The sequence below is a fragment of the Streptosporangium sp. NPDC020072 genome (assembly GCF_040631445.1).
GTDB lineage: Bacteria > Actinomycetota > Actinomycetes > Streptosporangiales > Streptosporangiaceae > Streptosporangium.
The window spans coordinates 98,473-111,237 of record NZ_JBEYAB010000005.1 but is presented as its reverse complement, the minus strand read 5'-3'; the positions used below and the strand labels follow the sequence as shown (position 1 = coordinate 111,237).

At 69.3% G+C, this 12,765-nt stretch carries 10 protein-coding genes, 3 tRNA genes and 1 pseudogene; 3 read left to right on the top strand and 11 right to left on the bottom strand.

The features are described 5' to 3' along the window. Positions 1-519: 519 nt before the first annotated feature. Together ABZ470_RS12960 and ABZ470_RS12955 are read right to left on the bottom strand one after the other, a co-directional pair. The gene (locus tag ABZ470_RS12960; RefSeq protein WP_362911449.1) at positions 520-1,671 is read right to left on the bottom strand and encodes an LLM class flavin-dependent oxidoreductase; all 1,152 of its coding nucleotides are present in this window, start codon (positions 1,669-1,671) and stop codon (positions 520-522) included. After that, a complete protein-coding gene (locus tag ABZ470_RS12955) occupies positions 1,661-2,659 on the bottom strand; it encodes an LLM class flavin-dependent oxidoreductase (RefSeq protein ID WP_352011632.1) in 999 nt (332 codons plus the stop codon). Before ABZ470_RS12955 ends, ABZ470_RS12960 begins: the two co-directional genes overlap by 11 nt. A gap of 926 nt (positions 2,660-3,585) precedes the next feature. Here ABZ470_RS12955 and ABZ470_RS12950 point away from each other — a divergent pair. After that, a pseudogene (locus ABZ470_RS12950) lies at positions 3,586-4,186 on the top strand (transposase family protein); the annotation flags it as partial. Between the two features lie 144 nt (positions 4,187-4,330). Here ABZ470_RS12950 and ABZ470_RS12945 read toward each other — a convergent pair. The 7 genes from ABZ470_RS12945 to ABZ470_RS12915 all read right to left on the bottom strand — a co-directional run bounded on the left by ABZ470_RS12945 (position 4,331) and on the right by ABZ470_RS12915 (position 7,867). Then, positions 4,331-5,095 carry a VOC family protein gene (locus ABZ470_RS12945; protein ID WP_362911448.1) on the bottom strand — a complete coding sequence of 255 codons (765 nt, stop codon included), beginning with the start codon at positions 5,093-5,095 and terminating at the stop codon, positions 4,331-4,333. A gap of 120 nt (positions 5,096-5,215) precedes the next feature. After that, positions 5,216-5,884 (bottom strand): hypothetical protein, encoded by a 669-nt coding sequence (locus ABZ470_RS12940; RefSeq protein ID WP_362911447.1) that lies wholly within the window; start codon positions 5,882-5,884, stop codon positions 5,216-5,218. Then, complete coding sequence (locus ABZ470_RS12935) at positions 5,881-6,423, bottom strand: RNA 2'-phosphotransferase (RefSeq protein ID WP_352011635.1); 543 nt, start codon at positions 6,421-6,423, stop codon at positions 5,881-5,883. The genes ABZ470_RS12940 and ABZ470_RS12935 overlap by 4 nt, the downstream gene beginning before the upstream one ends. Before the next feature lie 129 nt (positions 6,424-6,552). Continuing rightward, positions 6,553-7,497 (bottom strand): hypothetical protein, encoded by a 945-nt coding sequence (locus tag ABZ470_RS12930; protein ID WP_362911446.1) that lies wholly within the window; start codon positions 7,495-7,497, stop codon positions 6,553-6,555. Between the two features lie 112 nt (positions 7,498-7,609). Next, positions 7,610-7,684, bottom strand: a tRNA-Val gene (locus ABZ470_RS12925). Between the two features lie 15 nt (positions 7,685-7,699). Then, a tRNA-Cys gene (locus tag ABZ470_RS12920) sits at positions 7,700-7,770 on the bottom strand. A gap of 25 nt (positions 7,771-7,795) precedes the next feature. Then, a tRNA-Gly gene (locus ABZ470_RS12915) sits at positions 7,796-7,867 on the bottom strand. Positions 7,868-8,104: 237 nt separating this feature from the next. Here ABZ470_RS12915 and dusB point away from each other — a divergent pair. After that, on the top strand, positions 8,105-9,220 hold the full coding sequence (gene dusB / locus ABZ470_RS12910; RefSeq protein ID WP_362911445.1) for a tRNA dihydrouridine synthase DusB: 1,116 nt from the start codon (positions 8,105-8,107) through the stop codon (positions 9,218-9,220). Between the two features lie 24 nt (positions 9,221-9,244). Here the strand turns inward: dusB and ABZ470_RS12905 are convergent, their stop codons facing one another. After that, positions 9,245-9,769, bottom strand: coding sequence for a DUF2087 domain-containing protein (locus ABZ470_RS12905; RefSeq protein ID WP_352011638.1), 525 nt, complete (start codon positions 9,767-9,769; stop codon positions 9,245-9,247). 54 nt (positions 9,770-9,823) lie between these two features. Between ABZ470_RS12905 and ABZ470_RS12900 the strand changes: the two genes are divergently transcribed. Further along, positions 9,824-10,201, top strand: a complete 378-nt coding sequence (locus ABZ470_RS12900; RefSeq protein ID WP_352011639.1) for an MmcQ/YjbR family DNA-binding protein — start codon at positions 9,824-9,826, stop codon at positions 10,199-10,201. Between the two features lie 8 nt (positions 10,202-10,209). Here ABZ470_RS12900 and ABZ470_RS12895 read toward each other — a convergent pair whose 3' ends face one another. Beyond that, positions 10,210-12,702: a DUF3516 domain-containing protein gene (locus tag ABZ470_RS12895; RefSeq protein WP_352011640.1), complete on the bottom strand. Its 2,493-nt coding sequence runs from the start codon at positions 12,700-12,702 to the stop codon at positions 10,210-10,212. Positions 12,703-12,765 lie beyond the last annotated feature (63 nt).

Here is a 12,765-nt window from a genome sequence, read left to right as displayed (position 1 = left end):
TCCAGTCGGACGACCGAGGCGCGCGCCGGATCACGCTCGCCGCATGTGGCTCCCTGTGAGTCCACTCGTTGCCGTCGCCATCCGACGATCCTAGAACACCCGCTATTCAGACATTTTCGGTCTTTTGGCGTTATGGCTGGTCAATGGGGGACCACGACTTCCCCAGGTCAAAGCGATCACGGGGTGCGGGGCCGTACGGGGAGTGTGATTCCTGCCACTTTCCGTGCGTGGTCCAGGATGTGTGCCGAGTGGCGTTGTCGCAGGTCCGGAGGCTTTCCCGGAAGTTAACCCGATTGTCGGCCGCCGTTCTTCTCGTTGTGTGTGACGAGAAACTCCCGCGCCTCGCCGCCCTCGTGGACCCACGATGCCCCGTCGATCATCGTGGCAATTATTTGTTCACACTTTAGAAAGGCAGGGTTAATTAAAGAGAGAGGCGAACCGATATTTCCGGGCGTAGGGGATTGGGATCTTCCCCGGCGCCGGAGGACCAGGGCCCCCGCCCCGGTCACACCTTCCGGGCTATCGTACGGCGGCGCCGCGCAGCAGCGGCAGGACGTGCGCCCCGACCCGGTAGGCCTCCTCAAGGTGAGGCACCCCGCCCAGGACGAACGCCTCGACGCCGAGCCCGATCAGCTCGTCGAGCCGCGCCGCCACCTGCCGGTAGTCACCGACCAGCCCGAAGGCGGGGCCCGCGCGCAGCACGTGGAACCCGCCCCACACGTTGGGTGAGATCTCAAGCGCGCGGTAACCGCCCCGCGCGCCGTTCCCGCCGGAGCCCATGTCCTGACCCCGCTGCCAGCCGACGGAGTCGCCCAGCCCGACGTAGGCCGGGGTCGCGGCGGGGCCGGGCCGCGACCAGCCGCGCTCGACCTCCTGCCAGGCCTCCTCCTCGGTCTCCCTGGCCAGCACGTCGAGCCGTACGGCGAACCTCGGGGCACGGCCGACGCCCACACTGTGCTCGCGCACCTGCTCGAACTTGGCGGCCAGCGCGGCCGGGGGCTCCAGCCAGGAAAGGTAGTAGTCGGCGTGCCTGCCCGCCGCGGCGATCGCCGCCTTCGACGAGCCGGTGAAGAAGACCTCGGGGAACGGCTGCCCGGCCAGCGCCGGGGGCAGGCCGCCACCCCGCACCCGGTAGAAGCGGCCCTCGTGGTCGTAGGAGTGGTCGGCGGCGTACCAGACCCCCCTGAGCACGTCGAGGAACTCCGAGGTGCGGGCGTAGCGGTCGTCGTGCTCGACCTTGTCCCCCCACCACAACTGCTGCGGGCCGCCACCGCCCGAGATGACGTTGTAGACCGTCCGCCCACCGGTGGCCAGTTGCAGGCTCGCCGTCATCCGCGCCGCCTGAACCGGGTGCAGGAACCCGGGCTGGAAGGCGATCATGAACCGGTAGGTGCTGGTCTCCCTGGCGAGCGCCGCCGCGGCGGCCCACGGGTCGTCGGTGTGCGGGAAGGAGGGCAGCAACGCCCCGACGAAACCGGACGCCTCCGTCGCCTTGGCCACCTCCGCCAGATAGTCGACGTGACTGTAGCCGTCGGGCTTGCCGTGCCTGAGGCCGGGCGCCAGCCCGCCGACCGCGCCGGGGGCGAAACCGCCCCGGCTCGCGGTCCCCTTCCTGCGCAGCGACGGCTGGTCGCCCTCCATGGCCATTCGCCAGTAGAAGTCAACCGGCATTATGGATCTCCTTAGCCAACAGCGGGAGCAGGTGTTCTCCCAGCCGGTAGGTCTCCTCCAGGTGCGGTTCCACCTCCAGGAAGAACGCGGAGACACCCCTGTCGAGGTAGCCGCGGATCGCCGCGGCGACGTTCTCGTAGGACCCGACCAGGCCGGCACCCCCGAAGCCGTGCCACAGTCTCGTACCGCGTTCCGGCTCGGGGAAGGTCTCCCGTGTTCCCGAGCGCAGGAGCCACAGCCGCAGGGCGTCCCTGCGCGCCTCGTCGTCGTCCTCCCTGGCCAGCACAGGCAGGCGCAGGCCGTACGCCAGGTCGCGGCCGAACTGGGCGGCGAGCGCCTGCAGTTCGGCGATCGCGGGGTCCAGGTCGTCCTCGGGGCCGAAGACGTGCAGGTCGGCGTGGCGGGCGGACAGTGACATCGCCTCGGCGGAGGTGCCGGAGAGCTGGACGCGGGGGAACTCCCGGCCGGAGAGGGGGAACAGCAGGCCTCCGCCGAGCACCTCGTAGAAACGCCCGGCGAAACCGTAGTCCTCCTCGTGCCACACCCCCCTGGCCACGGTGAGGAACTCCTCGGCGCGGGCGTAACGTTCCGTGCCCTCGACGAAGTCGCCCTGGGAGCGGGCCACCCGGGGGTCGAGGTCGACGGCCAGCCGCCAGTCGAGACGGTCGCCGGAGAAGCGTTGCAGCGACGCCGACAGTTTGGCCGCGTACACCGGGGTCGCGATTCCCGCGTGGAACTCCGCCGAGACCCGCATGTGCCGGGAACCGCGCAGCAGCCCTCCGGCCACGATCAGCGAGTCCTGTCCCGCGGGGTCGAAGGGCGCCAGTACCCCGCCCAGTCCGGCCAGCTCGGCCGCCCTGCCGATCCTGGCCAACCGCTCGTACGGCCCCGCCGCGCTGGGCCGTACGTCGGTGACGAACCCCGGCAACGTGGGGAAGGTGCTCGTACCGTCCTCTGCGGGCAGGGTCAGATGGAACTCGGGTCTCACGTGCGAGCCCCCTGCTGAATCGCCACGGAAAACCTCGGAGCGGCGAAAGGGGACGTAAGTGCGTCACTCCGGTGCATACCGGAACGAACAGTCATCGAAATCCTTTCTGCGTAGGGACTTCAGGTTTCAGTCCTGCGGAAACGTGTTTCGGTGCTGCGCCCGGCGAGGAGGGCTCACTTTTCCCGCCGCCGGGCAGGGGTCCCCAGACAGTGATCGTAAGATAAAAACTCACAAAATCCACGAAGAGTCCGATATTTCCCACAAAAGATGGCGGTTGTGAGGCTTCAGGCACCCCTGTTCGCTGCCGAAGCCTTCAGGGTCACCCGCCATGCGCCGCCGCCAGGGCGAACCTCCACGGCGTCGGTCCGCGTCACGGGCTCCCGGCGGGGCATGACGACGGCGCGGCGGCAGGCCCCGCTATTCCGGGGGCGCGCTCCGCGGCAGATGTCCTCGAAGTCCCGCAGGCTTTACGGACAGGGCGAAATCGACTTTCTCCACCGCGTCCTACCGGGCCCGCCGGTCGCCCTTCCGTGGCTCTGGGGGACCAGCGCGCTCTCCGGCCCTCGTGACCGAGGTGATCCCGGCTGTCGAGTACGGCTACGGCCTGGCGCTCACGCGGGCCTTCGAGACCCTCGTGGCGGGCCGCGAACGTCAATAAGGTGACGATTCCACCTGCGGGGTGCCGCGAACGAATCCATCCGTTCTTCTCGTCGGTCGTATACGTCTGGGGATTTCCAGATCTCCGCCGAGATGGATAATGAGGCTTGTGAGATGAACTATCGGTTTAGTGAGCCTTTTTCATCTTCTGGCGCTGGGCCGCTGGTCACAGCATGATCGCGAGTTGCGGATTCGGCGTGTGACATAGAGAAACCCCTGTTAGACGGGTTGATCACCACAATCGCCGCGTCCGAACCAGAGGTCTCTGCGTGCTGTTCTATCGCGCTGCCGTCGATTTGTCGCGTTCAACGCTGAACTACGTTGCCGGGCTGATCCGCCGTCGTCGCAAGGCGATCGGGTCGACGTGGCGGCTGCTCAACCCCGGCCGGCAGGCCCTGCTGGTGCTGGTCTATCCGCGCAAGGACGAGACGTTCACCGAGATCAGCGCCGGCTTCGGGGTGCCGGCGACGACGGCCTGGCGGTACGTGGAGGAGACCGTCACGCTGCTGTCAGCCCGCTCACCCAAGCTCACACCGGCGTTGCGGAAGGCGAAGAAGGCCGGGCCGACCCACGTGATCCTGGACGGGACGCTCATCCCCACCGACCGTGTTCGGGCCGACCGCCCCCACTTCTCAGGCAGGCATCGGGTGCACGGGATGAACGTGCAGGTCATCGCAGGTCCGGATGGGACGATCCTGTGGACGTCCGGCGCGATGCCGGGCAAGACCCACGACCTGACCGCCGCCAGAGCATGGAACATTCCGCGCGAACCGGAGAAGGCGGGGATTCTCACCCCGGCCGACAAGGGGTTACCAAGGGATCAGGGGCACCGCCGTCATCACCCCGTACAAGGGCAAGAACAAGCCGGAGCCCTCGTCTGGCTCCTGGCCTCTTCTCCGACCGTCATTGGGCCGTCCCCCTCCCCGGCGAACGGCTGTGTGCCAAGGCTCTGTCCTGGTCGAGAGCAGCCCGGAGCCCGGCCGTCCGGTGAAACGGCCGGGCGGTTCGGGGGCCTCAGGCGGTGGTGCTGGTGATGACGGCGAACAGGGCGCCGTGGTGGTCGGCGAGCACGGCGAAGCAGCCGACGCCGGGCACGTCCGAGGCGGGCACGTGGACGGCCCCGCCGAGCTGCTCGGCCAGGGCCACGGTCGCCTCACAGGAGGCGACCTCGAAGTAGGGCAGCCAGTGCGGCCTGCCACCCTCCTGAAGCGGCATGAGCCCGCCCTGGTCGGCGTTCTCCCCCTCGGCGGGGGAGACCACGACGTAGGTCATGTCGCCGAACGGAGTCTCCTGGGCCCGCCATCCGAAGACCGCCTGGTAGAAGGAGCGGGCGACGTCGGGGTTCGGGACGTACAGTTCGGTCCAGGTCAGGGAGCCGGGGACGGTGGCCAGGTCGAAACCCGTGGTCGCGATGGGCTGCCAGACGGCGAACTCGGCCCCCTCGGGGTCGGTGAAACCGGCCATCCGGCCCTCGCCGAAGACGTCGTGGGGACCGAAGCGCACCGTGCCGCCCGCCTGCTCGACGGCCTTGGCCGTGGCATCGGCGTCGTCGGTGCCGAAGTAGAGGGTCCAGGCGGAGGTCGCCCCCGCGTCGAGCGGCCCGACTGCGGCGACGGTCCTGCCGTCGAGCTGGAGGAAACCGTAGTCTCCGGCCTCGGGACCGGCGGCCTGGAAACTCCAGCCGAACAGGGAGCCGTAGAAGGCGGCCGAGGCCGCGACGTCGGGCGAACCCAGGTCGATCCAGCCGGGGGCGCCGGGGACGTGGTCAGTGGTGATCATGGCGTGCTTCCTGAGGAGGAGGATCAAGGACGTGTCCTCCGGAGACCACCACTGCGGGAAGGCGCCCCCTTCGGATCGCGCACAGCATCGCAGAGGCGACCGACAATTCCCGGCGCGCGATCAGAGGTCCCAGGTCGGCCGATATTCGACGTGCAATCTGCCCGAACGTCTCCGCCGGCCGAAGTCGATCTCCGCGCAGAAGTGGCCGTCCGGCCGCTCCGCCAGATGGGCGGGGGCCTCGGTGACCAGCGGACGGATCATGGTGGCGCCCGTGCGCCGGAACGCCTCTGGACCGCCGACGACGAAAAGCGTCCTGGCGGCCACGGCGAAGTGGAGGTGGTCGTGATACTCCCGGTGGGCGACCCGGTCGTGGTCGATCATGTCCGCGTCGGGGAAGACGTCCCCGGGAAGCGACACGGTGTGCGGACGTCCCGTCCCCAGCCTGGCCCGTACGGCGGGCCAGCGCGACGGGGGGAACCGCATGGAGTGGTGGACGAGCACCAGGTCCAGGGGCTCCACACCGGAGTCGGGAGCCGGTTCCTCCGGCGGGAGGTTGGCCCGCATGGGCAGGTGGACCAGCGAGTGACGGGAACGCGCGGCCAGCCCCCACGCCACGGCCAGTACGGCCGCCGCCTCACCGTCCACGTACATGGCCAGGGTCCAGCCTCCGTCGTCGAAGAGGAAGGCCCGTCGTGGTGGCCGGTCGGGCCACAGCACCCGGTACTCGTCGCGGCCGAGCCGTACCCGGCTGATCCGCATCCGCTGCCCCGCCCGGGAAGAGCGCGTCATCCGGGAAGGCGCAGGAACGACGGGGGAACGTGGTCGGTGAGCCAGACGCCGTTGGCGCTGATCCGGAACTCGTGACCCGCGGCCCGCATCGCCGCGGCGTCCACGACGAGGACGACCGGGACACCCCTGCGGGATCCGACCCGGGTCGCGGTCTCCCGGTCGGGGGAGAGGTGCACGTGGTGGCGGTTCATCGGCCGCAACCCCTCGGCGCGGATCGCGGCCAGGTTGCGCGCGACCGTGCCGTGGTAGAGGGTCGCGGGCGGCTCCGCCACGGGAAGGCCGAGGTCGACGGCGACGGAGTGGCCCTGGTTGGCCCGGATGCGGCCGTCCTCGATGACGTATCTCCGCTTGTCGTTGTCGGCGACGACCTGTTCCAGCTCGGCCGGGGAGAAGGGGAAGCCGTGCGCGGCGGCGGCCGTCAGGAGCGTGTCGACCTCGACCCAGCCACCGGCGTCGAGGGTGATCCCGATCCGCTCGGGCCGGTGCCGCAGGTGCTTGGCGAGATACTTGGAGATCCGCACCGTCCGCCGCTCGTCCATCACAGCCTTTCCAGGACGCCGCACCCGTGCTCCGGGCGGGCGGCCTCCACCGTTTCCCATGGATTCTCACGCGTCCGCGCGGGGCGGGCCAACACGTTTTCGCGCTCGCCCGCCCCGGCGTTCGTCCGGTCACCGGTCCCGGAGGAAGGCGAGCATCTCGGTGCGGGTGCCCTCGTCCGGCTCGACGGCCGAGGCCTGCCGTACCCAGTCCCGGGCCTGATCGGGTACGGCCTCCTCGGGCCAGGCGGACAGGGCGGCCAGGGCGGAGCGCCGGATCCGGGTGATCCGGTTGCGCAGCGCCACGTCGATCAGCGGCAACCCGGTACCGGGAAAGGCGTCCAGCCCGCTCACGACGGCTTCCAGAGACTGGTCCGGCCCGTACTCGTCACCGAACCCGTGATGTTCGCCGGGCCCGTTCGCCAGGCCGGGCAGGGGGAGGAGCCGTTCGGCCAGGCGGCTGAGCCGTTCGGCCTGCGGTGGGGAGGCGAGGCGGACGGCCCGGTACCAGGTGAACTCGTCCAGCGGTTCGATCTCCAGGTGGTCGATGATCTGCGGGATGACGGGCAGCCGTAGCCGTCCGGCCGCCCACAGCGCGTCGCCGAAGTCGGCTCGGTACGGGTCGCCCAGATGCGCCAGCACCGTGTCGCTCCACCGAGGTTCGGCGGCGAGCTCCTCGTAGCGGCGGAGCAAGGCGGCCCAGGGGGAGTCGCCCGGAGACGTGCGGAGGAAGGCCAGGACGCTGAGCAGGCCGTTCAGCCTGCCGAGAGTGGCCTGCCGGGTGGCGAGGAGCTCGGCGAAGCGGCGGATGACGGGCAGGGCGTCGGGGTAGTCGTCCATGTCCTCGGCCGGCCCGCCCTGTGCCAGGGCGGTCAGTATGTCCCCCGCGCCGTCGAGCAGGGCGTCGTCGACCTCCGCTTCGAGGAGTGCCGAGTACAGGTCACCGGTCGTGGCCGCGAGGTGGGCCAGGTACTCGTTCATGATGTCGTTGCGGAAGCCGTACCGCAGCAGCCAGGCCTTGATCTCCGGATCGTCGCAGTCCTTCGTGGGAGGAGAGCCGGATGACGGGACGAACATCGGCACCGGCGAGGGGATCGACCGGAAACGACAAAAGCCCCAAACTCTCGGCACGTGCCGTGAGCTGGAGCTTCGTCTGTCCGCCGACCAGGCCGGGCCTGGCGGTGAATTCTGGTGGACGATACAGGGATTGAACCTGTGACCTCTTCCGTGTCAGGGAAGCGCTCTCCCGCTGAGCTAATCGTCCTCGTTGAAGAACCAGAGGTGGAGACGGGATTTGAACCCGTGTACACGGCTTTGCAGGCCGTTGCCTCGCCTCTCGGCCACTCCACCGGAGTGAGAGCCCGAAGACCCTTCGAGCGGAAGACGGGATTCGAACCCGCGACCCTCACCTTGGCAAGGTGATGCTCTACCACTGAGCCACTTCCGCGTGTTTTCGCCGGGTGTTTTCCCTGCGGCAACGAGAGAACTCTAGCGGGTTTTCCGAGTGCTTGCGTAACCGCGGTCAGCCGGGGCCGCGGAGACGCGGCGAAACCACGTTCGACGGCGGGCAGGTGATCCGCGGCCGCAGGAGCGTCCTGTCCTCCACCGTCGGCCACTGTCGGTGTGGGTCCGCCCTGTCCAGGCGGGATTCGTCCCATCGGGCTCAGTGCGGTAGAAACACCAGGTGGAGTCGTTGAAACTGGGGTCGCTCGAGGTCTGGCCTCCGGTGGTCCTCGCCCCCATGGCGGGCATCACCAACGCGCCGTTCCGCACGCTGTGCCGGGAGCAGGGCGGGGGGCTGTTCGTCTGCGAGATGATCACCACCAGGGCGCTGGTCGAGCGCAACGCCAAGACGCTCAAGATGATCCGCTTCGGCCCCGGCGAGAGTCCGCGCAGCCTCCAGCTCTACGGGGTCGATCCGGCGACCGTGGGCAGGGCGGTCCGCATGGTCGCGGAGGAGGACCTGGCCGACCACGTCGACCTCAACTTCGGCTGCCCGGTGCCCAAGGTGACCCGGCGAGGAGGCGGGTCGGCGCTGCCGTACAAGCGGAACCTGCTGCGGGCCATTCTGCGTGAGGCCGTGCGCAACGCGGGGACGCTGCCGGTGACGATGAAGATGCGCAAGGGCATCGACGACGACCACCTCACCTACCTGGACGCCGGGCGCATCGCCGTCGAGGAGGGGATCGCCGCGGTCGCCCTGCACGGCCGTACGGCGGTGCAGCACTACGGCGGCACGGCCGACTGGGACTCCATCGCGCGGCTGAAGGAGGCGGTGACCGAGATCCCGGTGCTCGGCAACGGCGACATCTGGAGCGCCGAGGACGCGATGCGGATGATGGCGCGGACGGGCTGCGACGGTGTCGTCGTCGGCCGGGGCTGTCTGGGGCGCCCCTGGCTGTTCGCCGACCTGGCGGCGGCGTGCGCCGGTGGCGCCGAGCTGGCCAGGCCGACGCTGGGACAGGTCGCCGCGACGATGGACCGGCACGCGACGCTGCTCGCCGAGTGCTTCGGCAGCGAGCAGCACGCCGTCGCCGACTTCCGCAAACACGTCGGCTGGTACCTCAAGGGCTTCGTGGTCGGCGCCGACCTGCGCCGCCGCCTGGCCACCGCGGAGACCCTGGACGATCTCAGGCGAGGGCTGGCCGAGTTGGACCCCGGCCAGTCCTGGCCCGAGGGCGCCGACACCCCGCGCGGCAAGACCCATCCGCGTGAGCGCGTCCACCTGCCCGCCGGCTGGTTGGACGACCCCTACGAGATCGTCGTCCCGGACGCCGAGCTGGAGGTCTCGGGCGGCTGACCGGAGCCCACGGCCCAGGCCCGGTCAGCCGACCGTGTCGACCGGGCCGCCGCTGCGCCAGTAGACGTTGTTCTCCCGGCTCAGCAGCCCCTCGTCCACCAGATAGCGGCGCAGCGCCGCGTAGTCGTCGTGGAAGGCGCGCAGCGTGACGTCCACGTCCTTCTCCGGGTAGCGGACCCCGGGTTCGAAGACCTGGACGATGTAGTTCAGCACGACCAGCTGCTTGTCCCGTTTGCTGGGGATCGCCCTGAGCCGTCCCTCGACGAGGAAGGACCGCAGAATCCTCTCCTCAGCCGAGACCGCGGGCTCGGCGGGCTTGGCCGAGGCGTGCAGCAGCTCACGGAACCGTTCCCGCCGCGCCTCCCAGTTCCCCTTCTCGTCCCGTACGGCAAGCCCGCCACGCTCCAGCCTGTCCAGCGCCCGCCGCACGACCTGCCTGTCGGGCCCGGCCTCCTCGGGGGCGCCTCCCAGGACCAGGGTGGAGAACACTCGCAGCGTGTCCTCCTGGTAGAGCAGGCCGAGCACCTGCCTGATCGCCTCGTCGCTCATGCCCCCATTCTTGTCGGTCCCCTCTGGTAGTTCTGCACCATGCACAGTCGCGGAGTGAGCCCTGATGAGTTCCTGCGGATCGCGTCCTCGCTGCCGGAGGTCGAGCTGGTCCAGCACAGTGAGGAGTGGGTCGGGCTCAGGGTGAGGGGCAAGGGCTTCGGCTACCTGTCGGAGGCCAAGCAGAGCGCGCAGCTCAAGGCGACCCTGGCCGAGCAGGCGGCGATGGTCGGCGAGAGTCCGGAGGTCTACGGCCGGTCGTGGACCAGCGGCCAGTTCGGCTGGGTCGAGATCCGCCTGTCGCTGGCCGACCCCGAGGAGCTGACCGAGGTGGTCACCGAGGCCTGGTGCCTGACCGCTCCCCGCTCCCTGGCCGCCGACCACGAGCGCCGCCTGGGCCTGGTCCCCCTGTCCCCGGACCTGGTGGACGACTGAAAACCCCGTTACAACCGATTCAGGCCGATCACATGCACGACAGCGCGGCCCTCCTCGTCGGAGGCGCCCAGGTCGACCTGGGCGTCGATGCCCCAGTCGCCGTCGCCCGCCGGGTCGGCGATGACCTGGCGGACCCGCCAGAACTCCTTCTCCTCCTCGATGCGGAGCAGGCCGGGGCCACGGGCGTCGGGGCCGGTGCCGATCTCGTCGTGGTCGTCGTAGTAGGCGTCGAGCGCGGCTCCCCAGTCGACGTCGGGGGCCAGCTCGGCCAGTTCCTCCTCCCTCTCCACGGCGGCCAGCTCGACCAGCCGGAACATCGCGTTGCGCACCAGCACCCGGAAGGCGCGGCTGTTGGCGGTGACGGGCTTGGTCTTCTCCTCAAGGGAGGGCGCCTCGATCTCGCCGGAGGGGTTCTGCAGCTGCTCCCACTCGTCCAGGAGACTGGAGTCGACCTGCCGGACCAGTTCGCCGAGCCATTCGATGAGGTCGATGAGGTCCTCGGTCTTGAGGTGCTCGGGGATGGTCCGTGACAGGGTGCGGTAGGCGTCGGCGAGATAGCGCAGTACGGTGCCCTCCGACCTGGCCAGCTCGTAGAACTGGACGTAGTCGGCGAAGGTCATCGCCCGTTCGTACATGTCCCTGACGACCGACTTCGGGCTGACGGTGTAGTCGCCGACCCAGGGGTGACCGCGGCGGTAGGTCTCGTAGGCGCCCAGCAGCAGGTCGGCGAGCGGCATCGGGTAGGTGACCTCGTTGAGGAGCTCCATCCGCTCCTCGTACTCGACGCCGTCGGCCTTCATCTGCGCGACGGCCTCCCCCCTGGCCTTGTTGAGCTGGGCGGACAGGATCTGCCTCGGGTCGTCGAGGATGGACTCGATGATCGAGACCATGTCCAGGGCGTAGGAGGGCGACTCCATGTCCAGCAGTTCGAGGCTGGCGAGGGCGAAGGTGGACAGCGCCTGGTTGAGTGCGAAGTCCTCCTGCAGGTCGACGGTGAGCCGGGCCATCCTGCCCTGTTCGTCGGCCTCGGGAAGCTTCTCGACCACGCCGCCGGCCAGCAGGGAGCGGTAGATCGCGATGGCCTGGCTGATGTGCCGCCGCTGCAGTTTGCGGTCCTCGTGGTTGTCGGTGAGCAGGTGTTTCATCGCGGCGTAGCAGTCGCCCGGCCGGTTGATCACCGCCAGGAGCATCGCGTTGCTGACCTTGAACCGGGAGGTCAGCGGTTCGGGTTCGGCGGTCTGCAGCTTCTCGAAGGTCTCCTCGCTCCAGCCGACGAAGCCCTCCGGCGGCTTCTTGCGGGAGTAGCCGCGCCGCCGCTTGGGGTCGTCGCCGATCTTGGCCAGGGCCCGTTCGTTCTCGATGACGTGTTCCGGGGCCTGGCAGGCGACGTAGCCGATGGTGTCGAAGCCCGCCCGGCCCGCGCGTCCGGCGATCTGGTGGAACTCGCGGGCGCGCAGCCGCCGTACCTTGTTGCCGTCGTATTTGCTCAGCGCGGTGAACAGCACCGTCCTGATCGGCACGTTGACGCCGACGCCGAGGGTGTCGGTGCCGCAGATGACCTTCAGCAGGCCCGCCTGGGCGAGCCGTTCGACCAGTCTGCGGTACTTGGGCAGCATTCCCGCGTGGTGCACGCCGATGCCGTGCCGTACGAGACGGGACAGGGCGCGGCCGAAGCGCGTGGTGAACCGGAAGTTGCCGATCATGGCGGAGATGGCCTCCTTCTCCGCCTTGGTCGACATGTTGATGCTCATCAGGGCCTGTGCCCGCTCCATGGCCGCGGCCTGGGTGAAGTGGACGACGTAGACCGGGTACTGGTTGGTGGTGAGCATCTCCTCCAGGGTCTCGTGGAGGGGGGTGAGCCGGTAGGAGTAGACCAGGGGCACCGGGCGCTCGGCGTGCTTGACGACCGCGGTCGGCCTGCCGGTGCGGCGGGTGAGGTCGGCCTCGAACCTGGTGACGTCGCCCAGCGTCGCCGACATCAGGATGAACTGCACGTTCGGCAGTTCGATCAGCGGCACCTGCCAGGCCCAGCCCCGGTCGGGTTCGGCGTAGAAGTGGAACTCGTCCATCACGACCTGGCCGATGTCGGCCTGGGCGCCGTCGCGCAGCGCGACGTTGGCGAGGATCTCCGCGGTGCAGCAGATGACGGGGGCGCCGGGGTTCACGCTGGCGTCCCCGGTCATCATGCCGACGTTCTCGGTGCCGAAGATCGCGCACAGGTCGAAGAACTTCTCCGAGACCAGGGCCTTGATCGGCGCGGTGTAGAAGGTGCGCACGTCCCGGGTGAGCGCGACGAAGTGCGCTCCGGCCGCGACCAGGCTCTTTCCCGAGCCGGTCGGGGTCGACAGGATCAGGTTGTTGCCCGAGACGACCTCTATCAGCGCCTCCTCCTGGGCGGGATAGAGGGTGAGCCCACGCTCGGCGTTCCACTCGACGAAGGCGTCGAAGATGGTGTCGGGGTCGGCGTCGATCTCTTCTGGCAGGCGATCTACAAGGCTCACGGTTCAATACTGCCGAAGAACTGGAGGTGGTCGGACCGGCCCGGCGGCCACCACGCGCCGGAA

What these genes read in the sequence shown, in the direction of transcription:
- ABZ470_RS12960 (WP_362911449.1), bottom strand. Translation starts at nt 1,671, where the DNA reads ATGCCGGTTGACTTCTACTGGCGAATGGCCATGGAGGGCGACCAGCCG.
- ABZ470_RS12945 (WP_362911448.1), bottom strand. Translation starts at nt 5,095, where the DNA reads ATGATCACCACTGACCACGTCCCCGGCGCCCCCGGCTGGATCGACCTG.
- ABZ470_RS12940 (WP_362911447.1), bottom strand. Translation starts at nt 5,884, where the DNA reads ATGACGCGCTCTTCCCGGGCGGGGCAGCGGATGCGGATCAGCCGGGTA.
- ABZ470_RS12935 (WP_352011635.1), bottom strand. Translation starts at nt 6,423, where the DNA reads ATGGACGAGCGGCGGACGGTGCGGATCTCCAAGTATCTCGCCAAGCAC.
- ABZ470_RS12930 (WP_362911446.1), bottom strand. Translation starts at nt 7,497, where the DNA reads ATGTTCGTCCCGTCATCCGGCTCTCCTCCCACGAAGGACTGCGACGAT.
- ABZ470_RS12905 (WP_352011638.1), bottom strand. Translation starts at nt 9,769, where the DNA reads ATGAGCGACGAGGCGATCAGGCAGGTGCTCGGCCTGCTCTACCAGGAG.